The organism is Streptomyces sp. NBC_01190, from assembly GCF_045039895.1.
GTDB lineage: Bacteria > Actinomycetota > Actinomycetes > Streptomycetales > Streptomycetaceae > Actinacidiphila.
Genome location: NZ_CP108580.1, coordinates 6,195,169 through 6,216,619, shown reverse-complemented (window position 1 = coordinate 6,216,619; position 21,451 = coordinate 6,195,169). Strand labels below are relative to the sequence as shown.

The 21,451-nt window shown below is 74.0% G+C and carries 16 protein-coding genes; 4 read left to right on the top strand and 12 right to left on the bottom strand.

Annotated elements, in window-relative coordinates; all coding sequences use genetic code 11:
- Window positions 1-230: 230 nt before the first annotated feature.
- Window positions 231-518, bottom strand: a complete 288-nt coding sequence (gene rpsO / locus OG519_RS26220) for a 30S ribosomal protein S15 (protein ID WP_405588653.1) — start codon at window positions 516-518, stop codon at window positions 231-233.
- A 323-nt stretch (window positions 519-841) separates the two neighbouring features.
- Between rpsO and OG519_RS26215 the strand changes: the two genes are divergently transcribed.
- Window positions 842-3,925, top strand: a complete 3,084-nt coding sequence (locus OG519_RS26215) for an AAA family ATPase (RefSeq protein ID WP_405588650.1) — start codon at window positions 842-844, stop codon at window positions 3,923-3,925.
- Window positions 3,926-3,978: 53 nt separating this feature from the next.
- Here the strand turns inward: OG519_RS26215 and OG519_RS26210 are convergent, their stop codons facing one another.
- From OG519_RS26210 to rimP, 9 genes are all read right to left on the bottom strand, one after another.
- Complete coding sequence (locus OG519_RS26210; RefSeq protein WP_405588648.1) at window positions 3,979-4,932, bottom strand: bifunctional riboflavin kinase/FAD synthetase; 954 nt, start codon at window positions 4,930-4,932, stop codon at window positions 3,979-3,981.
- Between the two features lie 180 nt (window positions 4,933-5,112).
- The gene (locus OG519_RS26205; protein ID WP_405588645.1) at window positions 5,113-9,063 is read right to left on the bottom strand and encodes a trypsin-like peptidase domain-containing protein; all 3,951 of its coding nucleotides are present in this window, start codon (window positions 9,061-9,063) and stop codon (window positions 5,113-5,115) included.
- A 467-nt stretch (window positions 9,064-9,530) separates the two neighbouring features.
- Complete coding sequence (gene truB / locus OG519_RS26200; protein WP_405588643.1) at window positions 9,531-10,445, bottom strand: tRNA pseudouridine(55) synthase TruB; 915 nt, start codon at window positions 10,443-10,445, stop codon at window positions 9,531-9,533.
- The gene (gene rbfA / locus OG519_RS26195; protein WP_405588641.1) at window positions 10,442-11,005 is read right to left on the bottom strand and encodes a 30S ribosome-binding factor RbfA; all 564 of its coding nucleotides are present in this window, start codon (window positions 11,003-11,005) and stop codon (window positions 10,442-10,444) included. The genes truB and rbfA overlap by 4 nt, the downstream gene beginning before the upstream one ends.
- 87 nt (window positions 11,006-11,092) lie before the next feature.
- Window positions 11,093-11,386, bottom strand: a complete 294-nt coding sequence (locus OG519_RS26190; protein WP_405588639.1) for a DUF503 domain-containing protein — start codon at window positions 11,384-11,386, stop codon at window positions 11,093-11,095.
- Window positions 11,387-11,481: 95 nt separating this feature from the next.
- Window positions 11,482-14,655, bottom strand: coding sequence for a translation initiation factor IF-2 (infB, locus tag OG519_RS26185; protein ID WP_405588637.1), 3,174 nt, complete (start codon window positions 14,653-14,655; stop codon window positions 11,482-11,484).
- A 182-nt stretch (window positions 14,656-14,837) separates the two neighbouring features.
- The gene (locus OG519_RS26180; RefSeq protein ID WP_405588634.1) at window positions 14,838-15,116 is read right to left on the bottom strand and encodes a YlxR family protein; all 279 of its coding nucleotides are present in this window, start codon (window positions 15,114-15,116) and stop codon (window positions 14,838-14,840) included.
- 68 nt (window positions 15,117-15,184) lie between these two features.
- Window positions 15,185-16,171, bottom strand: coding sequence for a transcription termination factor NusA (gene nusA / locus OG519_RS26175; RefSeq protein ID WP_405588631.1), 987 nt, complete (start codon window positions 16,169-16,171; stop codon window positions 15,185-15,187).
- A gap of 2 nt (window positions 16,172-16,173) precedes the next feature.
- The gene (gene rimP / locus OG519_RS26170) at window positions 16,174-16,764 is read right to left on the bottom strand and encodes a ribosome maturation factor RimP (protein WP_405588629.1); all 591 of its coding nucleotides are present in this window, start codon (window positions 16,762-16,764) and stop codon (window positions 16,174-16,176) included.
- A gap of 206 nt (window positions 16,765-16,970) precedes the next feature.
- On the opposite strand from rimP, the gene OG519_RS26165 reads away from it, so the two are divergent.
- The 3 genes from OG519_RS26165 to OG519_RS26155 all read left to right on the top strand — a co-directional run bounded on the left by OG519_RS26165 (window position 16,971) and on the right by OG519_RS26155 (window position 19,024).
- Entirely contained in the window at window positions 16,971-17,552 is a 582-nt protein-coding gene (locus OG519_RS26165; protein WP_405588626.1) for a hypothetical protein, read from the top strand.
- Window positions 17,549-17,968 carry a ferritin-like domain-containing protein gene (locus OG519_RS26160; RefSeq protein ID WP_405588624.1) on the top strand — a complete coding sequence of 140 codons (420 nt, stop codon included), beginning with the start codon at window positions 17,549-17,551 and terminating at the stop codon, window positions 17,966-17,968. Before OG519_RS26165 ends, OG519_RS26160 begins: the two co-directional genes overlap by 4 nt.
- A gap of 102 nt (window positions 17,969-18,070) precedes the next feature.
- Window positions 18,071-19,024, top strand: coding sequence for an aminoglycoside phosphotransferase family protein (locus OG519_RS26155; RefSeq protein ID WP_405588622.1), 954 nt, complete (start codon window positions 18,071-18,073; stop codon window positions 19,022-19,024).
- A 54-nt stretch (window positions 19,025-19,078) separates the two neighbouring features.
- Here OG519_RS26155 and OG519_RS26150 read toward each other — a convergent pair whose 3' ends face one another.
- Complete coding sequence (locus OG519_RS26150) at window positions 19,079-20,770, bottom strand: proline--tRNA ligase (RefSeq protein ID WP_405588619.1); 1,692 nt, start codon at window positions 20,768-20,770, stop codon at window positions 19,079-19,081.
- Between the two features lie 131 nt (window positions 20,771-20,901).
- On the bottom strand, window positions 20,902-21,444 hold the full coding sequence (locus tag OG519_RS26145) for a GNAT family N-acetyltransferase (protein ID WP_405588616.1): 543 nt from the start codon (window positions 21,442-21,444) through the stop codon (window positions 20,902-20,904).
- Window positions 21,445-21,451 lie beyond the last annotated feature (7 nt).

Below are 21,451 nucleotides of genomic sequence, written 5' to 3'. Positions count from 1 at the left end.
CGGAAGCGGCTGGTAAGGAGGACGCTCCTCCTCATACGTCGTTGGTCATACTTTTCTTGCTCATACTGTTCCCGCCTTGTCAACAGCACCATTGCACCAGACAAGGCCGGGATCGTGCACGTCTTGCGGTGGGGCGTACATGCGGCAATACACATACGGCAACACATACGGCAACACATACGGCAAAGGGAGCGGCCCCGTCGGACGGGAACCGCTCCCTCAACGGCGTGCTAGCGGACACCCGCCGCGCCGGCCCGGATACCGAGGCGCTCACGGAGCTCACGGAAGCGCGTGATGTCCTTCTTGGCCAGGTACTGGAGCAGGCGGCGGCGCTGACCGACCAGGATCAGCAGACCACGACGCGAGTGGTGGTCGTGCTTGTGCAGCTTGAGGTGCTCGGTCAGGTCCGAGATCCGGCGGGAGAGCAGTGCGACCTGCACCTCGGGGGAGCCGGTGTCGCCCTCCTTGGTGCCGAACTCGGCGATGATCTGCTTCTTCGTCTCGACGTCGAGCGACATACGGACTCCTTGGGTGTCAGTGGCCTCCGAGCGCCCCCGGTCTTCATCGCGGGGTGTCTCAGGTGACTCGCGAGGCGCGGCCACGCGGTGACAATCCACGCGTGACCGTCACCCAGAGTACCAGCCCGCGCCGAGGCGCTTACCCACGGGTCATCTAGGGACGGGGGCGGGGGTCCGGGGCAGGGGTGCGGCTCGGATCATCAGCCTGACATCAGGTGGGTGGCGACGATTAGTCTTGCTCTGAACGGGGAGGGGCAGTCGGCCATGGGGTGTGTGGGCACGAGCACCGCGGGGCGGTTGCGAACGGCGTACCAGGAGGCATTGTGAGCAGCGATCGGGACGAGAACCGCGTCGGCGGGCCCGGCCCTGTCGAGGACACATCGGGGGCGGCGCCGGACAACACGGCTGACAACACCGGGGAGTTCATCCTCGGGCCGCGGCTCCCCGCCTGGTACATGCGGGACACCGCGGGCAGCCCCGCGTTCGCGGCGGAGGACGAAGGCGGCGCCGACGAGGCAGCCGGGTCCGCGGCGGCGGGGGGGTCTGACGGGGCGTCCGGAGTCGAAGAGGACGGCCCGAAACCGGCCGACAAGGGCGCGGGCTCCGGGTCCACGGCGGCGCGGGACGCGAAGAGCCCCGATCTGTACGGGAGTTCGGGCGCCGCCAAGCGTGCCGCCGGGTCCGGGGCGGCCTTCGAGGAGCCGGGGAGTCCGGCGGGGCGGGACCGGGCGATGCTGTCCTCGGCGGCCGCGCCGGGGGACGAGCCGCAGGACGAGGCCGGGAAGCGCACGGGCGAGAGGCTGGGTGACAAGGTGGCGGACGCGGATCCTGACCCGCGGCGGACCGAACCGAAGCCGGCCGACGGCCCGGCGGGGGCGGCGGGGCCGGCCACGGAGATCGGCACGGCCACAGGACCGGGACCGGCCACGGGACCGGCCACGGGACCGGAACAGGCACCGGCGAGCGCGCCGGAAACAGCGGCGGAGCAGCCCGGCGAGCGCGAGTTGGTGTGGACACCGCTGCCCACGCCCCCCGATGCCGACCCATGGGCGCCGGTGGCGCCGGCCGGTCCGGTACCGCCGCTGCCCCCGCAGTTCGAGCGGGCCGAGGCGCCGCACCCGCACCCCGAGGCCCCTGACATCCCGACGCCCTACGTCCCGCCGGCCGCCGCGCCCCAGGGCGGCCACCCCTTCCCCCCTCCTCTGCCGCCGCAGCAGCCCGGCGTGCCCGCCGCGGCGCAGCCCGGCCTGGACTTCCCGCCCCCCACCGGTCAGCCGATTCCGCTCCCTCCCATCGGGCAGCCGGTCACCCCCGCCCAGCCTGGAGGGCCCCACCCGCCCGCCGTGCAGCGCGGGGTGGACTTCCCGCCGGCGTCGGCAGGTCCGGCCCGGCCGGTCGTACCGGGTGATGGTGATGCCGCCGGCCGGCCCGCGGCTCAGGCAGCGGCGACGGCTCTTCCCGAAGCCGTACCGCCGCCCCAGCCGGGGCAGGCGCCCCAGTCGGGGCAGAACCTGCCCGCGCCCATGGGCTACGGGCCGCCGCCGCCCGAGGCCGTACCTGCTCCGCAGCCCGGGCAGGACCTGCCGACGCCGGCCATCCCCGGACAGGCGCGCCCCGAGTCCTTCCCGTCGCCGTCCGGACCGCAGCAGCAGCCGCAGCCCGGGCAGCCGCTGCCCGCACCCGCGATCCCCGCTCAGCAGCAGGGCCCGCAGGGACCGCCGCTGCCGCAGGACGGCGGGTACGGCTTCCCGCACCACGCCGGGCCGCACCCCGGCCCGTATCAGGGGCCCTACCAGGCGCCTTACCCGGGGCCGGGGCAGCACGGGGAGAGCGGGCCGTACCCGGGGCCACAGAATGGGCCGCAGACCGGGCCACCGGCTGGGCCGCAGGCCGGGCCACTCACTGGGCCACTCCCCCCGCTGCCCGCGCAGGGCGGCTACGGATTCCCGCAGCCGCCCCAGCAGCCCCACCCGGGGCAGCAGCCGCAGCAGTACGGCCGGCCCGTCGCACCCGAGGCGGCGCCGCCGCAGGCCGCACCGCCCGGCCCGGCCGACCCGCGGGCCGGCGGCTGGCCGACCACCACGCCGGACCAGCGGCCGCAGCCCCCGCAGGGCGGCGCGCCGCTCGGCTACACCGCCGCGGTGGAGCTCTCCTCCGACCGGCTGCTGCGCAACCGTCCCAAGCCGAAGCGGCCGGGCGCGAACGCGCAGCCGTCCCGGTTCAAGCTGGGCGGCAAGAAGGAGGAGGCGGAGCGGCAGCGCAAGCTGGAGCTGATCCGTATCCCGGTGCTGTCCTGCTACCGGATCGCGGTGATCAGTCTCAAGGGCGGTGTCGGCAAGACCACGACCACCACCGCGCTGGGCGCGACGCTGGCCAGTGAGCGGCAGGACAAGATATTGGCGATCGACGCCAACCCCGACGCCGGCACGCTGGGCCGCCGGGTGCGCCGGGAGACCGGGGCGACCATCCGGGACCTGGTGCAGGCGATCCCGTATCTGCACAGTTACATGGACATCCGCCGGTTCACCTCGCAGGCCCCGTCCGGCCTGGAGATCATCGCCAACGACGTGGACCCGGCGGTCTCGACGGCGTTCAACGACGAGGACTACCGGCGGGCGATCGAGGTGCTCGGCCGGCAGTACCCGGTGATCCTCACCGACTCGGGCACCGGTCTGCTTTACAGCGCGATGCGCGGTGTACTCGATCTGGCCGATCAGCTCATCATCGTGTCGACGCCGTCGGTGGACGGCGCGTCCAGCGCCAGCACCACGCTGGACTGGCTCTCCGCGCACGGCTACGCCGAGCTGGTCTCGCGCAGCATCACGGTGATCTCCGGGGTCCGCGAGACCGGCAAGATGATCAAGGTCGAGGACATCGTGGCGCACTTCAGGACGCGTTGCCGCGGGGTGCAGGTGGTGCCGTTCGACGAGCATCTGGCGGCCGGCGCCGAGGTGGACCTCGACATGATGCGGCCGAAGACGCGGGAGGCGTACTTCAATCTGTCCGCGATGGTCGCCGAGGACTTCATCCGGGCCCAGCAGGAGCAGGGGCTCTGGACGGCGGACGGCGTCAACCCGCCGCCCACACAGGCGCCGCCGCTGCCGGGCGCACCCGCACCCGCGCAGCAGCCGCCGTACGGTGCCGCGCCCGCCGGGTATCAGCAGGGGTATCCGGCACCGTACGGGCCGCCAGTGCAGCCGGGACAGCCGGGACAGGTGCCGCCCGGCCAGTACGGAGTGCCGCCGCAGGGCGCGCAGCCGTATCCGCCGGCGCCGCAGGGGGCCCCGCCGCCGTTCCAGCCGCAGTCACCACGGCCGCAGGCCCCGCAGCCGCAGCAGGGCTGGCCCAACGGGCAGCCCCCGCCCCCGGCGGGCTACGGATACCCGCCGGCTCCCCCGCAGGACTGACCCGGCGGGCGACGGGAGCGAGATATCACCGGATGGGGTGAGGCGTCGCCGGGTCAGGACTGCTCGGCGGCGTCGATCAGTTCGCGGGAGCGCTTCACGTCGTCGGCCATCCGCACCAGCAGCGCCTCGATGGTGGCGAACTTCTCCATGCCCCGCAGGTAGGCGAGGAAGTCCACCGCCACGTGCAGCCCGTACAGGTCGAGGTCGACCCGGTCGATGGCGTAGGCCTCCACCGTGCGGGCGGTGCCGTCGAAGGTGGGATTGGTGCCGACGGAGATCGCCGCGGGCATCGCCTCGCCGTTGACGTGCAGCCAGCCGGCGTAGACCCCGTCGGCGGGGATCGCGGTGTGCGGGAGCGTCTCCACGTTCGCGGTCGGGTAACCGAGCTCGCGGCCCCGCTGGGCGCCGCGGACCACCACGCCCTCGACGCGGTGCGGGCGGCCGAGGATCTCCGCCGCGCCCTCGATGTCCCCCTCGGCGATGAGCCGCCGGGTCAGGGTGGACGAGAAGGGTTCGCCGCCGCCGGCCTCGCCGCGTACGAACAGGTCCACGACCTCCAGCTCGTAGTCGTACTTCAGGCCGAGCGCGGAGAGGAACTCGACGTCGCCCGCGGCCTTGTGGCCGAAGCGGAAGTTGGGTCCCTCGACCACCAGCTTGGCGTGCAGGCCGTCGACCAGCACGGTGCGGATGAACTCGCTCGGTGTGAGGTTGGAGAACTCGCGGGTGAAGGGGAGGATGAGCAGCGCGTCCACGCCCAGCGCCTCGATGAGTTCGGCGCGCCGGTGGTGGGCGGCGAGCAGCGGCGGGTGCGTACCGGGCCGCACCACCTCGCTGGGGTGCGGGTCGAACGTGACGACGACCGACGGCACACCCAGTTCGCGGGCCCGCCGTACCGCCCGGCCCATGATGAGCTGGTGGCCGCGGTGCACACCGTCGTACGACCCGATGGTGACGACGCTGCGCCCCCAGTCACCGGGCACGTCCTCCAAGCCCCGCCAGCGCTGCACCTTGACGCTCCGCTTCTTCTGCTACCGGACGTCCGTCGCCGGACGCCTCTTGCCGACTGCCGCAGGACGCGATCGACGTTTGGCCGTTTGGCCGTGCTGTCCTGCAAGGCCAAGCCTGCCATGCCGGTGTGCGGCGGTGCCCATCGGCACGTGCCGCGGGTGTCGCGCCGGCCGGACCCGTCACGCCACGGTGTCCAGACGGCGCCGGGCGCTGGGCCCGACCACCGCGTCCCAACTGCCGCCGTCGGTCAGCCACGCCCGCAGCAGACGGCCGAAGTCGGGTTGCGCGGCGGCGAGTTCCACCACCCGGCGGTCGAAGTGGGTGGCGCCCTCCGGGGTCCGGCCGAGCAGCAGCCCGAGCCGGTGCACCAGATCACGGGTGAGCAGCGGATGGCGCCGCCGGCAGCCGGCGGCGGCCGCGGTGAGCAGCGCGTCGAGCACGGCCGGATCGCGTTCGATGCCGAGGGCCAGGTCGAGCACCTCGAAACGCAGCGCCCGGGACCCGGGGGTGCCCGGGTCGGCGAAGACCGGCAGCAGGAGGCGGCGCACCGGCGTGGGGTGATCGCGCAGCAGCGCTCTGACCAGCGGCAGCAGCGTGGCTCTGGCCGCCTCGCCGGTTTCGAGCCTGGCGTCCAGGAAGCGGGCCACTTCGGGTGCGGCGGCCGGGCGGCGGCGCAGGTACTCCTCGACGAGGGTCGCGGCCCGCCGCGCCAGGGCCTGCCCGCGAACGGTGGCCAGTTCGGCGAGGATGCCGGCGGAGCCGCCCGGCGCGGCCGTGGTGGGGTCGCCGGCGGAGCCGGGCCGAAAGCCGGGGTCCGGGGAGCGGCCGCCCCGACCTCCGGTTCGGTCCTCCGGCCGGTCGGGGCGCGGATCGTGCGAGCGGCTCGCCCGCGGGGCCGGGAGGCGGCGCTCCGGGGACTCCCCCGGGCCGGGCTCCGGCGGGCTCGCCACCGGGCCCCGCAGCCGGGCCCGGAAGGCGGCGAGTACGGAGTCGGGGTGGGTGGCGAGCGCGGTGCCCAGCGCGGCCGGGGTCACATCCGGGTCGCCGACGGTGAACTTCGCGAGCGCGGCGGGGAGATGGCCGTCCCTGGTCACCGGGTCCCGCACCAGCAGCGCCAGTGCCGCGCCGTGCAGGGCGCGGTCCTGGGGGCGGCCGAGGATCGCCAGCGCCGCGTACCGCAGCAGCTCCCGGTCGGCGGCCGATCTGACGTGGGGGGCCGCCGCCGGTCCGTGGGTCGCCGCCGCCACGTGCCGGTCGGGGCGCTCGTCGTGTGCCCAGCGGTCCACCGCCCGGCACACCGCGGACGGTTCGTCCTCGGCGAGTGCGGCCAGCACCTCGTCGGCCGCCGGCTGGCCGACGGCCACCAGCGCTTCGGTGAGGTCGTCCACGGCGAGCCGGCGATGGGTGTGCAGCAGGGCCTGCGCGGCGGAGGCGACGGTGAGCCGGGCGGGGTGGGGCGAGCCCGAGGCGCCGGGGGCGCCGGGGGCCGTCTGGAGCGGCCGGTCGTCGGTGAGCCAGCCGCACACCGCGGGGAGCGCCGCGGCGGGGTTGGCGCGGAAGAGGTCGGAGGCGGCGGTGAGGAAGCGGTCGTCGGCCCGGTCCGCCGTCGGCGGTCCGTCGGCGGGCAGCAGCAGGCGGAGGAGTTCGAGGCGGTCGGTCACGGGGAGCGGGAGGGCGCGCCAGAAGGACGGGCCGAAGCGGCCGAGCGGTCCCATCGCGTCGGTGGCGAGGTCGGCGGCGAAACCGCCGCGCTCCACCGCGCGGACCACGACCCGGCCGGCCAGGTCCCTGAGGAGGTCGGGATCGGGGGCCCGGGTGAGCGTCTCCCGGACGAGGTGGGCGGCCCACCAGACGGCGTCCGCCTGGCGCCGGCCACCGCCCCCTGGCACCGGCCGGGTACGCGCCGGATGCGGGGTGGGGACGGTGGCAGCGGTGTCGGGGGTGGCGGCCGCCGGGCCGGCCTCGGTCGGCCGGTGGGGGTTCGGCAGCATGGCGAGGCGGGTCGGCGGCGGGGTGTGCCGGTCGAGCGTCTGGAGCAGGGCGCGCAGGTGGGCGGCTCGGACGGCGGGCGGGGCGGCAAGGAGCGCTTGGCGCACCGGGCCGGCACGGTGCCGGGGGACGGGCAGGCTGCGGGGGAAGCCGGCCGGGGCGATCGGTGGCGCCGGGGGCACCGGCGGCGGGTGTCCGGCGCGGGCGGCGGATCGGGCCGGGAGCCTTACGGCTGCCTCGGCGGTGGTGCTCGGCGGTACGAACCAGCGGTGGACGAGGGCGTGCAGGGCCGCGTCGAGATCGAGGTGGAGCGACTGGAGCCAGTCGGCCTGTTCCTCGTGCGCGAAGCGGTAGCCGGCGCCGGCCGGCACCAGCAGCCCTTCGGTGAGCACCGCGGCCGCCCATCCGCTGCGCCAGGGGAACAGCTCCTCGAACGCCTCCCGGTCCAGCGCCCCTTGCCCGGGCCCCAGCAGCCGCCGGGCCGCCTCATGCGTCTGCCCGGCCACGCGCGCGGCGAGCCGCCGCACCCCGGTACCGCGCAGCGGCGGCCGGGACCCGGCCGCCAGGCGTTCGGCGATCCGCAGGCACATCAGGTCCAGGTGCGCCGAGAAGACATCGGCGCGCGACGGCGGCTCGGCCGGATCCGGTTCGGTGTCGCCCGGCAGGGCAGCCCGCACTTCGGCGAGCAGCCGCAGGGCGAGCGGATGCGCCGCATCGGCCGCCGCCAGCGCGCCGTCGGGGAGGTGGTGACGGGCCCGCAGGTGCGCGGCCTGCTCGGTGGTCAGCTCGCCGACCGCCACCTTCGCCGCCGCCGCCGGCAGGGCGGCCTCGATCCGCTCCCAGAGCTCGGTCCCGCAGGCGAGGATCAGGCGGGTGCCTGACGCGCGCAGCCACTGGGCCGTGGCGGCGGCCCAGCCGGCCAGCTCGTGCGCCAGTACCGGCGGCATCTCCTCGGGCTCGTCGAGGAGGACGAGCAAGGGGCGGCCCGCGCTCCGGGCGAGGTCGGCGAGGGTGTCGGGGGAGGTGTCCCCGCCGTACTCCCCCGGTCGGCCGCAATCGCCGAGCGCGCCGCCAGGCTCCCGGCGTTCGCCGTACCCGCCGTACCCGCCGGGCTCCCCGTGCCGCGCGCACGGGGGCGGGGGTGTCAGGAGCACTTCGGCGGGAGCGTCACCGGTGGCGGCGCGGACGATCCGGGTGGCGGCGCGCAGCGACCGTTCGATCGCGTCCCTGACGCTCCCGTCACCGGGCCGCAGCTCCGCGCCGCGCAACCACAGGGTGGGCGCGGGCCGGGAGCCCCGGGCGCTGCTGGTGGCGAGGCGGGCCAGTTCTGTGCTGCGGCCGGTGCCCGGGGCGCCGACCAGGCCGAGCACGAGCGGCCTCTCCTCTCCTTCGGCGGCCAGGAACTCCGTCGGCGCGCCGACGAGTTCGGGGCGCGCGACGGTGTGGCGCCGGTCAGCGGGTTCGCCGGCCGGGCCCAGCGTGGTGCCGGTCAGCCGCAGCGCGCCGGCCAGGTTGAGGTGCGGTCCGTAACCGGGGACGGTCGCCGCGTTGCGGGCCAGCAGCCCGGCCAGTGGCGCCGGGGCGCCGGCGGCGCGCAGCGGGACCGCGAAGCCGCTCGCCCGGTGCTCGGCCTGCAAGGCGGTCACCACCACGGCGAGGACCGCGCCGGTGGCCGCGTCGATCAGCGGCGCGCCGGACGCCTGGGCCGCCGCCCGGCTCAGATCCGCCCGGTCCAGGGCGAGTTCATAGACCTCGTCGAGCAGGTGGAAGCGGTCGGTGGCCGTGTAGGTGACTGCGGTGGTGCCGATCACCGAGCCTTCGGCGCGATGGGGCAGCCGGAGCCTTATCCGCTGCTCGGGGTGGGCGGGGCCGCCGGTGGCGATGGGCAGCGGCGGCAGGCCGAGCCCTTCGGTGGCGACGAGCGCGACACCGTGTTCGGGCAGCGGGGTGATCGCCGCGGCCTCGGCCAGGCAGACCCGGCCGCCGGGGGCGTGCAGCACCAGCCGGGCGAGCCCGTCGACCGCTTCATGGCTGGTGATCATCGTGCCGTCGGTGTCGGCCAGAAAACCCGTGCCGCGGGGGCGTCCGGCCAGATCACAGACCCGGATCAGCGCATTGTCCCGTTCACCCGCGTATGTCACTTCCGGGTACCTCCCCCCGCCGTCGTGCCGGGACCACACCGTCCCGATTCGTCCCGCTTCGACGTTAGGTGCCCACTGATCGTCCGCCAAGATCACGGACCGAAAGCGCCCCCTTGCGCCCCCTCGCTTCACTCCGAGCGCCTGGCCATTGGGGTGAATTCGCTGGTCCGAATGGATAGAGACATGGGCGGGGGGGTTGGAGGGGACCGTGGAGCGGGGCCGCTCAGGGGACAGGTGGCCTCGCTGCACGGTGAACGGCGGACCGCCGTCGCGCCCGGCCGGACGTCAGGGCGCGGCGGTGGCCTTCCTCCGCCGACCTCCGCTCCCTTTCACCGGATTCGCCGGGTGCACCGGATTCGCCGGGTGCACCGGGTTCGCCGGGTGCACCGCGTTCACCGGGTTCAGCGATTCCCCCGCGTGCACCGCGTCAACCGCGCTCGCCGCGTCCCGCCGCGCCAGGTCCGCGGCTACTGGCCGAAGCCCGCCACGATCCGCGCCTGCCCCTTGCTCTCCTCAATGAGCGCGAGAAAGCGCCCGTCGGGGCCGAAGACCGCGTTCGGCCCGGCGGCCAGCGCCGGAACCTCGATCCGTACCCCATGGCCGAGCAGCCGCGCCTGGTCGGCGTCGACATCCCAGCGCGGGAAGGCCGCCGCGGCGGCCTGCTCGATGGGCAGTACGGCATAGCTCTCCTGGAGCTGCTCCAGGGTGCGGGCGCCGTCCAGCCCGTAAGGGCCGACGCGGGTGCGGCGCAGCGCGGTGAGGTGGCCACCGACGCCGAGTCCGGCGCCCAGGTCGCGGGCGAGCGCCCTGATGTAGGTGCCGGACGAGCAGACGACGGTCACATCGAGATCGACGGCGTCGGGCGCGTCCTCGGGGGTGCGCAGGTCCTGGACGGTGAACGAGGAGACCGTCACCGGCCGGGCGGCGAGCTCGAACTCCTCGCCCTCCCGCACCCTGGTGTACGACCGGACGCCGTTCACCTTGATCGCGCTGACCTTCGACGGGACCTGCTGGATGGGCCCGGTGAGCGCGGCGATCCCGGCGTCCACCGCCGGCCGGGTGACCCCGCCGGCCGGGACCGACGCGGTGACCTCGCCCTCGGCGTCGTCGGTCACGGTGCTCTGCCCGAGCCGGATGGTGGCGGTGTACTCCTTCTCGGTGAGCGCGAGATGGCCGAGCAGCCGGGTGGCCTTCTCCACGCCGATGATCAGCACACCGGTCGCCATCGGATCGAGGGTGCCCGCGTGCCCGACCCGGCGGGTCCCGGCGAGCCGCCGCATCCGGGACACCACTCCGTGCGAGGTGAGGCCCCCCGGCTTGTCGACGACGACCAGACCCGAGGGGCTTGCCTCCGGGCGTTCAGACCCGGTGTTCGGTGTCATGCGTGCGACGGACCGTCCTCGTGGTGATCGGCCGTGTCATCGTGATCGGCCGCCTCGGCGTGGCCGGCCGGTTCATCGGCGTGGCCGGCCAGGTCGTCATCGTCATCGTCATCGTTGACGTCGTCATCATCGACGTCGTCGTCGACCGGCTTGCGGTACGGGTCCGCGTCTCCGGCGAACTGGGCGTCGGTGGCGCTCTTGCGGACCTCCTCGTCGGCCGCGCGGGCCTTGGCGAGCAGATCCTCGATGGTGCGGGCGTTGTCCGGCAGGGCGTCGGCCACAAAGGCGAGGCTCGGGGTGAAACGCACCCCGGTCTGCCGGCCGACCTCGGAGCGGAGCACGCCCTTGGCGCTCTCCAGGGCGGCGGCGGAGGCCGCGCGCTCCTCGTCGTCCCCGTAGACCGTGTAGAAGACGGTCGCCTCCCGCAGGTCACCGGTGACCCGGGTGTCGGTGATCGTCACGTACCCCAGCCGCGGATCCTTGATCCGGCGCTGGAGGGTCTCCGCGACCACGACCCGGATGCGGTCCGCCAGCTTGCGCGCCCGCGCGGTGTCGGTCATCGTCTTCTTCTCTCTTCTTCGCTTCGGTGGAGGTCGGCGGGCCGGTCCTGTGGCGTCAACGGTCCGGCCGCCGGTCCGATCGTCATCTCAGTCGTCGTCGCCGTGGATGCGCTGCCGTACCGACAGCAGCTCCACCTCGGGCCGGGCGACCATCCAGCGTTCGCACCGGTCGAGTACGTCCTTGATGTGCCCGAGGTCCCCGGACACCACCGCGAGTCCTATTTCGCCCCTGCGGTAGAGATCCTGGTCCCCCGTCTCCGCCACGCTGATCCCGAACTTCCGGTGCAGCTCCGCGACGATCGGACGGATGACCGACCTCTTCTCCTTCAGCGACCGTACGTCACCGAGCAGCAGGTCGAAGCACAAGGTGCCTACATACATGTAAGCGACGGTACAGGCGAAGGCCGGGGCCGATCGACGGAATTTGTGTTCCGTCGACCGGCCCCGGACCGTGTCACCTCAGGTGAGGCACCGGATCAGCCGCGCGGCTTCTCCCGCATCTCGTAGGTGGCGATGACGTCGTCGATCTTGATGTCGTTGTAGTTGCCGAGGTTGATACCGCCCTCGTAACCCTCACGAATGTCGGTGACGTCGTCCTTGAACCGGCGCAGACCCTCGATGTTGAGGTTCTCCGCGATGACCTTGCCATCGCGCAGCAGCCGCGCCTTGGTGTTGCGTCGGACCTCGCCGGAGCGGACCAGCACACCGGCGATGTTGCCGAGCTTGGAGGAGCGGAAGACCTCGCGGATCTCGGCGGTGCCGAGCTCCACCTCCTCGTACTCCGGCTTGAGCATGCCCTTGAGGGCCGCCTCGATCTCCTCGATGGCCTGGTAGATCACCGAGTAGTACCGGACGTCCACGCCTTCGCGTTCGGCCATCTGCGCGGCCCGGCCGGCCGCCCTGACGTTGAAGCCGATGACGATGGCGTCGGAACCCGTCGCCAGGTCGATGTCCGACTCGGTGACCGCACCCACGCCGCGGTGCAGGACGCGGATGTCGACCTCGTCGCCGACGTCGAGCTGGAGCAGCGAGGACTCGAGAGCCTCCACCGAACCGGACGCGTCGCCCTTGATGATGAGGTTGAGTTCCTGCACCAGACCGGCCTTGAGCGCCTCGTCCAGGTTCTCCAGGGAGAACCGGACACCCTTGCGGGCGAAGCGGACGTTGCGCTCGCGCGCCGCGCGCTTCTCGGCGATCTGCCGGGCGGTGCGGTCCTCGTCGACCACGATGAAGTTGTCGCCCGCGCCCGGCACATTGGTCAGACCGAGCACCTGGACCGGGGTGGAAGGCCCGGCCTCCTCCAGCGTGTTGCCCTGGTCGTCGAGCATGGCGCGGACGCGGCCGTAGGCGTCGCCCACCACCATCGTCTCGCCGACCCGCAGGGTGCCGCGCTGCACCAGGACGGTCGCGGTGGCGCCGCGGCCCTTGTCCAGGTGCGCTTCGATCGCGATGCCCTGCGCGTCCTGCTCCGGGTTGGCCCGCAGGTCGAGCGAGGCGTCCGCGGTCAGGATCACGGCCTCCAGCAGGGAGTCGATGTTGAGACCCTGCTTGGCGGAGATGTCGACGAACATGGTGTCGCCGCCGTACTCCTCGGCCACCAGACCGAACTCGGTGAGCTGGCCGCGCACCTTGGTCGGGTCGGCGCCCTCGACGTCGATCTTGTTGACCGCGACGACGATCGGCACATCGGCCGCCTTCGCGTGGTTGAGCGCCTCGACCGTCTGCGGCATGACGCCGTCGTTGGCCGCGACGACCAGGATCGCGATGTCGGTCGACTTGGCGCCACGGGCACGCATGGCGGTGAACGCCTCGTGGCCCGGGGTGTCGATGAACGTGATCCGGCGCTCTTCGCCGTTCACCTCGGTCGCCACCTGGTAGGCACCGATGTGCTGGGTGATGCCGCCGGCCTCGCCCGCGACCACGTTGGTCTTGCGGATCGCGTCGAGCAGGCGGGTCTTGCCGTGGTCGACGTGACCCATGACGGTGACCACCGGCGGCCGGGAGACCAGGGCCTCCTCGCCGCCTTCGTCCTCGCCGAACTCGATGTCGAAGGACTCGAGCAGCTCGCGGTCCTCCTCCTCCGGGCTGACGATCTCCAGCACGTAGTTCATCTCGCCGGCGAGCAGCTCCAGGGTGGAGTCGGACACCGACTGGGTGGCGGTGACCATCTCACCGAGGTTGAGCATCACCTGGACGAGCGACGCCGGGTTGGCGTTGATCTTCTCGGCGAAGTCGGTGAGCGAGGCACCGCGCGACAGCCGCACGGTCTGGCCGTTGCCGCGGGGCAGCAGCACGCCGCCCACGGACGGGGCCTGCATGGCCTCGTACTCCTGGCGCCGCTGACGCTTGCTCTTACGGCCGCGCGCCGGACGACCGCCGGGGCCGCGACCGAACGCGCCCTGCGTGCCGCCACGGCCGCCCGGGCCACCGGGACGTCCGCCGAAACCGCCGGGACGGGGACCGAAGCCGCCGCCACCACCGGGCGCGCCGCCACCACCGCCGGGACGAGGGCCGCCGAAGCCGCCACCGCCGCCACCGGGACGACCGCCGCCGCCGGGACCGGCCGGACGGCCGGCGAAGCCGCCACCGCCACCACCGGGACGGCTACCGGGACCGCCGCCGCCACCGGGACGACCGGGACCGCCGGTGCGGCCACCAGGGCCACCACCGGGACGGCCGCCGGGGGACGGCGCCGGACGCTGCGGCATCATGCCGGGGTTCGGGCGCGGACCCGAGGACTGCGGACGGGGCATGCCGCCCGGCGTCGGACGCGACCCACCGGGGCCCGCCTGACCGCCGGGAGCGCCGGGACGCGGGGCACCACCGGGACGCGGAGCGCCGCCGCCGGGACCCGCGGGACGCGGGGCACCGCCCTGGCCGCCACCGGGGCGACCCGCGCCACCCGGGCGCGGCATGCCGGTGGAGCCGGAGGTGAAGGGGTTGTTGCCCGGGCGCGGACCCGCGGGACGCGAGCCGCCGGGGCGGGCACCGCCCTGGCCCTGGCCCTGGCCCCCGGGGCGGGCACCCGGCCGGGCACCGCCGTCCCGCTGGCCGTCACGCGGATTGTCCCGCTGGCCGTCACGCTGGCCGGGGCCGGCCGGACGGGCCGGGCGCGGGCCGGGGGTGGCGCCGGAGCGCGGACCGGCCGGAGCCTGCGGCGCGGACGGCGGTGCCTGGAAATCGGCGGCCGGTACCGGCGCCGCCGGAGCGGGCTTGGGCGTGGCCGGCGCCGGGGCGGGCGCCGGGGCCGGTGCGGGCCGGGGGCCGGGGCGCGGGCCGGCGCCGGCCGGAGGCGTGGAGCCACCGCTCGGCGCGGCCGGAGCCGGGGCGGGCGTCACCGGGCCGCCCGGCCGGGGGCCGGGGGCAGCGGGACGAGCCGGCGCACCCGGGGCGGGGGCCGGCGAAGAGGTGCCACCCGGACGGGGGGCGGGGGACGGCGTCGCCTTGCGCGGCGCCGAGGGCTTCGCAGCGGACTTGCCGGCGTTGCCGCCGGGTCCCTGGAAAGCGTCGGTCAGTTTGCGTACAACTGGCGCCTCGATGGTCGAGGACGCCGAACGGACGAATTCACCGAGTTCTTGGAGCTTGGCCATGACGACCTTGCTCTCGACTCCCATCTCCTTGGCGAGTTCGTATACCCGGACCTTAGCCACTTCGCTCCTTTTAGGTCCGGGGTGATCGTCCGCCGGACCGTCGCTACTTCATGGGCGTACTCATCGCGTACTCATCGAGTGCTCATCGCAATCTCGACCTACTTCCATCTCGCGAGGTACCTGACCGCACGGTGGCCCGTGCCGCACTGCTTCTTACGGGGTGTTACAGGGCTTGCTGGGTCTTACGGGGCTGCCTGCTCGACATACCGGCGCAGCTCCGCGGAATCGGCCGTCACAGGTCCCCGGAAGGACCGTGCGAACGCCCGGCGACGGACCGCCAGGTCCAGACAGGCAAGGACGGGGTGCAGATAAGCACCCCGACCGGGCAGCGTACCGCGAAGATCGGGAACGCACGCACCCCCGGTCACCACCACACGCAGCAGATCGTTCTTGGCCGCTCGCTGACGGCAGCCGACGCAGGTTCGCTCCGGGCATGCTGGATGCAGCGTCCGACCAGACACTCTTAGTCTACCTCCCCGCGCCGGACTCACTCCTTCGAGGAAGCAGACGCACGGCCGTTCGTTCGGGATCAGTCCTGCGGCTGCTCGGTGTCCGGCCGGATATCGATCCGCCAGCCGGTCAGCCGGGCCGCCAGCCGGGCGTTCTGCCCCTCTTTGCCGATGGCCAGCGAGAGTTGGTAGTCCGGCACGGTGACCCGGGCGCTGCGGGCGGCCGAGTCCACCACCTCGACGCCGGAGACCCGGGCCGGCGAGAGGGCGTTGGCCACCATGTCCGCCGGATCGTCCGACCAGTCCACGATGTCGATCTTCTCGCCGTTGAGCTCCGCCATCACGGCCCGCACCCGGGCCCCCATCGGGCCGATGCAGGCGCCCTTGGCGTTCAGCCCCGAGCGCGTGGAGCGGACCGCGATCTTGCTGCGGTGCCCGGCCTCGCGGGCGATCGCCTCGATGACCACCGAGCCGTCGGCGATCTCCGGCACCTCGAGCGCGAAGAGCTTGCGCACCAGGTTGGGGTGGGTGCGCGACAAGGTGACGGACGGGCCGCGCACGCCCTTGGCGACCCGCACCACATAGCTGCGCAGCCGGGTGCCGTGAGCGTAGTCCTCACCGGGGACCTGCTCCTGCACCGGCAGGATGGCCTCCAGCTTGCCGATGTCGACCAGCACGTTCTTGGGGTCCTTGCCCTGCTGGACGACGCCGGTCACGATGTCGCCCTCGCGGCCGGCGTACTCCCCGAAGGTCACGTCGTCCTCGGCGTCCCGCAGCCGCTGGAGGATCACCTGCTTGGCGGTGGAGGCGGCGATCCGGCCGAAGCCGCTCGGCGTGTCGTCGAACTCGCGCGGCTCGGCGCCCTCGCCGGCCTCCGCCTGGTCCTCGGTGGCCCACACGGTCACATGGCCGCTCTGCCCGTCGAGTTCGACCCTGGCCTTGCGGTGGCTGCCCGGTTCCCGGTGGTACGCGATGAGGAGCGCCGACTCGATGGCCCCGACCAGCAGGTCGAACGAGATCTCCCGCTCCTGCACCAAACCCCGCAGGGCCTTCATGTCGATGTCCACGGCTACGCCTCCTCAGTGTTCTCGTCGTTTTCGTCGTTTTCGTCGTTTTCGTCGTTCTCGTGATCCGCAGTGTGCTCGTGGATCTCGTCGGCGTCGGCCGCCTCGTCCTCGCCGGCGGCCTTGCGGTTGAACTCGACCTCGACCCGGGCTTTGGCGATCTCCGCGAAGTCGGCCCGCGCGGGCTTGGGCTTGCGCCCCTTGACCCCGGGGACCTCCAGATCCAGACCTGTGCCGTCCACCGTCATGATCCGTGCGATCAGCTCGCCGCGCTCCTTGAGCTGGAGCTTCACCAGCCGTCCGGTGTTACGCCGGAAGTGGCGCGGCTCGGTGAGCGGACGGTCGGTGCCGGGTGAGCCCACCTCGAGCACGTACTCCGATTCGCCCATCACGTCCGACGCGTCCAGCGCCTGGGAGAGCTCGCGGCTCACCTCGGCGACCGCGTCGAGCGACACACCGTCCTCGGCGTCCACCACGACCATCAACTGCCGGCGCTTGCCCGCGGCGGTCAGGACGACATCCTCCAGCTCAAGACCGGCCTTCACGACGAGCGGTTCAAGCAGGGCGCGCAGCCTCTCGCTCTGGGTGGTGCTCATCCGGGTGACTCCTCGGCCGCGTCTGCTGTTGTCATGGAAAGTCGCGTGTAGGACTCCTACGTTACCGGAGTCCCGGACCCCCTTTTTCCACCCCGCGTCGGCTGCCGCCCCCGGTCAAACCGCACGATGGCGGGCGAGAAGCACCCGCGAGGTGTCCACGGGACAGCGGTGATCGGAAGTGACGCGCGCCACCGTAAACTCCCCGCATGATCCGGGAGGTGGCTCGGCTGAGCCGGCGGGGTGTGGTGGCGGTGGCGGCCGTGTGGGGCGCCGGGGCCGTCAGCGGGTGTTCCGGGGGCGACGGGGAGGCGGGGAAGGCGCCCGCTCGGCCCGCGCCCGGAGCGGCGGAGCGGGCCCAGGCGGCACGGGACAGCGCGGTGCTGCTCGCCCGGTACGACGGCGCGCTGGCCGCGCATCCGGCGCTGGCCGGCCGGCTGGCCCCACTGCGGGCCGAAGTGGCCGAGCACGTAGGGGCGTTCGGCGGCAAGGCGGCGCCACCGCCGCGCCTCGGCCCGCCGACCGGCCCGACCGGCCCGCCGACCGGCCGGGCGGTGGCCCCGGCGACGGGTACGCCGACGGGACACACCCCGCCCGCCGCGACGCCCGCCCCCTCCCCCGCCCAGACGCTGGCCGCGCTGGCCGCCGCCGAGCGGGAGTTGGCCGACCGCCGGGCGAGCGCGCTGCTCACGGTGCCCGGGGAGCTGGCCCGGCTGCTCGCCTCGGTCGCGGCGGCCGGGGCCGGTCATGTGGTGCTGCTGGGCGGCGGATCGAGCGGGGAGACGGCGTGAGTACGGTCCTGGAGGCGGCGCAGGCCGCGCTCGCCGCGGAGCACGCGGCGATCTACGGCTACGGCGTGGTGGGCGGCCGGGTGGCCTCGGGGCGTGCGGCGGAGGCCCGGCAGGCGTACGAGGCCCACCGGGCCTGCCGGGACGCGCTGAGCCGGACGGTCGGCGACCTGGGCGGCAGGCCGGTGGCCGCGGCCGCGGCGTACTCCCTCCCGTTCGCGGTGACCGACCCGTCGGCCGCGGTGCGGCTGGCGGCCTTCCTGGAGGAGCGGGTCGCGGGCGCCTACGGCGATCTGGTGCGAGCGGCGACCGGCGGTGTCCGGCGCGACGCCGCCGCGGCCCTGCGCGAGGCAGCGGTGCGCGCGGTCCGATGGCGTGGCGCCAGTGTGGCCTTCCCCGGGCTGGCCGACCGCGGCTGACCGCCCCGCCCCAAAGGCCGCACCCGACCCGCCGCTGAGCCGAACGAGACGCACAACGGACGAGACGGACCACCGAACGGACCACCGAGGGGAGCGCGCGGGATGGGTTCGGCGCCACGGAACGGTCGGCCGGCGCACATCCGCCTGGATCCGCCCGAGCGGCTGACCCGGACGATCGGGGCCTGGGCGGGCCAGGCCGGCCGGGATTGGCTGGCCCGGCTGCCCGCTGTGGTGGCCGACTGTCTGGAGCGGTGGGAGCTGACGCCGGAGCGGGTGTTCGGAGCCGATGGCACCGATGGCACGGTCAGCATGATCGTGCTGGTCACGACGGTGGACGGCGACCCGGCGGTGCTCAAGGTGGGCATGGTGAACCGGGAGACGGCGCAGGAGCACGCGGCGCTGGCCCGCTGGAACGGGCACGGGGCCGTCCGGCTGCTGCGGGCCGACCCGGAGCGGGGCGCGATGGTGCTGGAGCGGCTCCGGCCGGATGTCTCGGCCCGGTCGCTCGCCGAACCCCGGGCGCTGCTGACGGCGGCGGAGGTGCTGCGCCGGTTGTGGGTGCCGCCGGGCTCGGACCATCCCTTCACCACCGTCGCGGAGTACACCGCCGAGCTGGCGCCGCTGCTGCGGGAGCGCGGCGAGCAGCCGTGGGCGGCCGACGCCCGGCCGCTGATCGACAAGGCGCTGGCGGTGCGGGAGGCGCTGCTCGCCGACGGGCCCGAGCCGGTGCTGCTGCACGGCGACTACCACCAGGGCAATGTGCTGGCGGGCGGGCGCGAACCCTGGCTGGCGATCGACCCCAAGCCGCTGGTCGGCGAGCCGGCGTACGACGCGGCCTGGCTGGCCCGCGACCGGCTGGACACGCTCCTCGCGCGGCCCAGCCCCCGCGATGCGGCCCGCCGTCGGCTCTCCCTGCTCTCCTCGGCGCTGGTTGTCGACCCCGGCCGGCTGCGCGGCTGGTCCCTCTTCCGCGCGGTGGAGGCCGGCGTCTGGTCACTGGCCGTGGGCGATCAGGAGGTCGGCGAACAGCTCCTGGAGTTCGCCGACTGGCTGTGATCCCTGGCGGCCGCGCCGATCAGGGACCTCAACTCTCCTGTCGCCTCGCGTTGTTCAGCCCGTGAGCCGCGCCAGGGCGGCTGCCAGGGGGAGTTCCTCGCGGGCGCCGGTCCGGCGGTCCCTGAGTTCGACGACGCCCTCGGGGGCCCGGCGGCCGGCCGTCAACAGCACAGGGACACCGAGGAGTTCGGCGTCGGTGAACTTCACGCCGGGAGAGACGCCGGGGCGGTCGTCGTAGAGGACCCGGCGGCCCGCGGTGTGGAGCGCGTCGACGGCGAGGGCGGCCAGTTCGGTCTGGGCGGCTTTGCCCGCGGCGATGACGTGGACGTCGGCGGGGGCGACCTCGGCGGGCCAGCACAGGCCGCGGGCGTCGGCGGTCTGTTCGGCGAGGGCGGCGACCGCGCGGGAGACGCCGATACCGTAGGAGCCCATGGTGACGCGGACGGGCTTGCCGTCGCGGCCGAGGACGTCGAGCCGGAAGGCGTCGGCGTACTTGCGGCCGAGCTGGAAGATGTGGCCGATCTCGATGGCCCGGTCCAGGCGCAGTCCGGCGCCGCACCGGGGGCAGGGGTCGCCGGGCCGTACGGTGACCACGTCGAGGTAGCGGTCCACGGTGAAGTCGCGTCCGCAGACGACGCCGGCCGCGTGCCGGCCGGGCTTGTTGGCACCGGTGATCCAGCCGGTGCCGGGCGCCACCCGGGGGTCGGCGAAGTAGCGGATGCCGAGCCCCTGGGGCCCCACGTAGCCGCGGACCAGATCGGGCCGGGCGGCGAAGTCCTCGGCGGTGGCGAGTGCCACCACGGCGGGCGCCAGGTGTTCGGCGAGTTTGCCCAGGTCCACGTCGCGGTCGCCGGGCACCCCGACCGCGGTGAGCTCTCCGTCGATGGTGACCAGCAGGTTCTTCAGGGTGGCCGAGGCGGGTACGCCGAGGTGCGCGGCGAGGGTCTCGATGGTGGGGGTGCCGGGGGTGTCCAGTTCCTGGAGGACCGGGTCGGGGCCGGCGTCGGCGGGCGCGGCCGGAGCCGTGAAGGTGACCGCCTCGGTATTGGCCGCGTAGCCGCACGCGGGACAGTCCGCGAAGGTGTCCTCGCCGGCCGCCGCGGGCGCCAGGAACTCCTCGGACGCGGAGCCGCCCATCGCCCCCGAGACCGCGGAGACGATCCGGAAGTCCAGGCCGAGCCGCTGGAAGATCCTGCGGTACGCCTCGCGGTGCAGCCGGTACGCCTCGGCGAGTCCCTCGTCGGTGGTGTCGAAGGAGTAGGCGTCCTTCATCAGGAACTCGCGCCCGCGCAGCACCCCGGACCTGGGCCTGGCCTCGTCGCGGTACTTGGTCTGGATCTGGTAGAGGATCACCGGCAGGTCCTTGTACGAGGTGACCTGGTCCTTCACCAGTTGGGTGAAGATCTCCTCATGGGTGGGCCCGAGCACGTAATCGGTGCCCTTGCGGTCCTTGAGCCGGAAGAGCAGGTCGCCGTACTCGGCCGCGCGGCCGGTCGCCTCGTACGCCGCGCGGGGCAGCAGCGCGGGCAGCAGCACCTCCTGGCCGCCGATGGCGTCCATCTCCTCGCGGACGATCCGGCTGACGTTGTCCAGGACGCGTTTGCCGAGCGGCAGCCAGCTCCACACCCCGGCCGAGGAGCGGCGCACATAGCCCGCCCTGACCAGCAGCTTGTGGCTGGTGGTCTCGGCGTCGGCCGGGTCGTCGCGCAGCGTGGTGAGCAGCAGTCGGGACATGCGCAGGACCATGGCGGGGCCTCCTGTGGTGCCGGGGGTCCGGGCGGATTCCGGCGAGGATATCCAGCGCGGGGCGGCCCGCCCCACTGCTTATCCGGCGTCGCGCGTCTTTTCGGTGTCCCGCGTTGTCCGGCGTCAGGCGCTCACGTGACGCGGCGCAGCAGCGGGAGTTGCGCGCCCATCACCGCGTAGGGGCGGTTCGCGCTGGGGAAGTGCACCGGCCGGGCCAGGTCGCGGTAGCCGAGCGCGTGGTAGAGGTGGCGGGCCGGGCTGTCGCCGTCGATCGCGGAGAGGATGCTGCGTGGTTCCGCCGCGGTGTCGGTGATGTCGGTGATGAGCCGGCGGCCGATGCCGCGGCTCTGGAAGTCCGGCAGCACATGCAGTTCGGTGATGACGAAGGCGCCGTCGAGCCAGTCGTCGTTGCCCTGCCCGCGCAGATAGGGCTGCACCACGCTCGACCACCAGTGCGTACGGTCGTTGGGCAGGCCGTAGACGAATCCGACCAGCCGCCCGTCCTCGCCGAAGGCGCCGAGCGCCCGGGCGCCCGGGCAGGCCAGGTGCCGCAGCACGATCTGCCGTCGGATGGCCACCTCGTCGGGGCCGAGCCCGAACGCCACCGCCTGTACGGCCAGTGCCTCGTCCACCCGTGGGACGAGATCAACCGGGCCGACCACCACGTTCTCCATGAGCCGC

Coding starts and splice junctions, on each gene's coding strand:
- OG519_RS26165 (WP_405588626.1), top strand. CDS start 16,971: ATGATCCGGGAGGTGGCTCGGCTGAGCCGGCGGGGTGTGGTGGCGGTG.
- rimP (WP_405588629.1), bottom strand. CDS start 16,764: ATGAGCACCACCCAGAGCGAGAGGCTGCGCGCCCTGCTTGAACCGCTC.
- rpsO (WP_405588653.1), bottom strand. CDS start 518: ATGTCGCTCGACGTCGAGACGAAGAAGCAGATCATCGCCGAGTTCGGC.
- OG519_RS26145 (WP_405588616.1), bottom strand. CDS start 21,444: ATGGAGAACGTGGTGGTCGGCCCGGTTGATCTCGTCCCACGGGTGGAC.
- OG519_RS26190 (WP_405588639.1), bottom strand. CDS start 11,386: ATGTATGTAGGCACCTTGTGCTTCGACCTGCTGCTCGGTGACGTACGG.
- truB (WP_405588643.1), bottom strand. CDS start 10,445: ATGACACCGAACACCGGGTCTGAACGCCCGGAGGCAAGCCCCTCGGGT.
- OG519_RS26155 (WP_405588622.1), top strand. CDS start 18,071: ATGGGTTCGGCGCCACGGAACGGTCGGCCGGCGCACATCCGCCTGGAT.
- OG519_RS26150 (WP_405588619.1), bottom strand. CDS start 20,770: ATGGTCCTGCGCATGTCCCGACTGCTGCTCACCACGCTGCGCGACGAC.
- rbfA (WP_405588641.1), bottom strand. CDS start 11,005: ATGACCGACACCGCGCGGGCGCGCAAGCTGGCGGACCGCATCCGGGTC.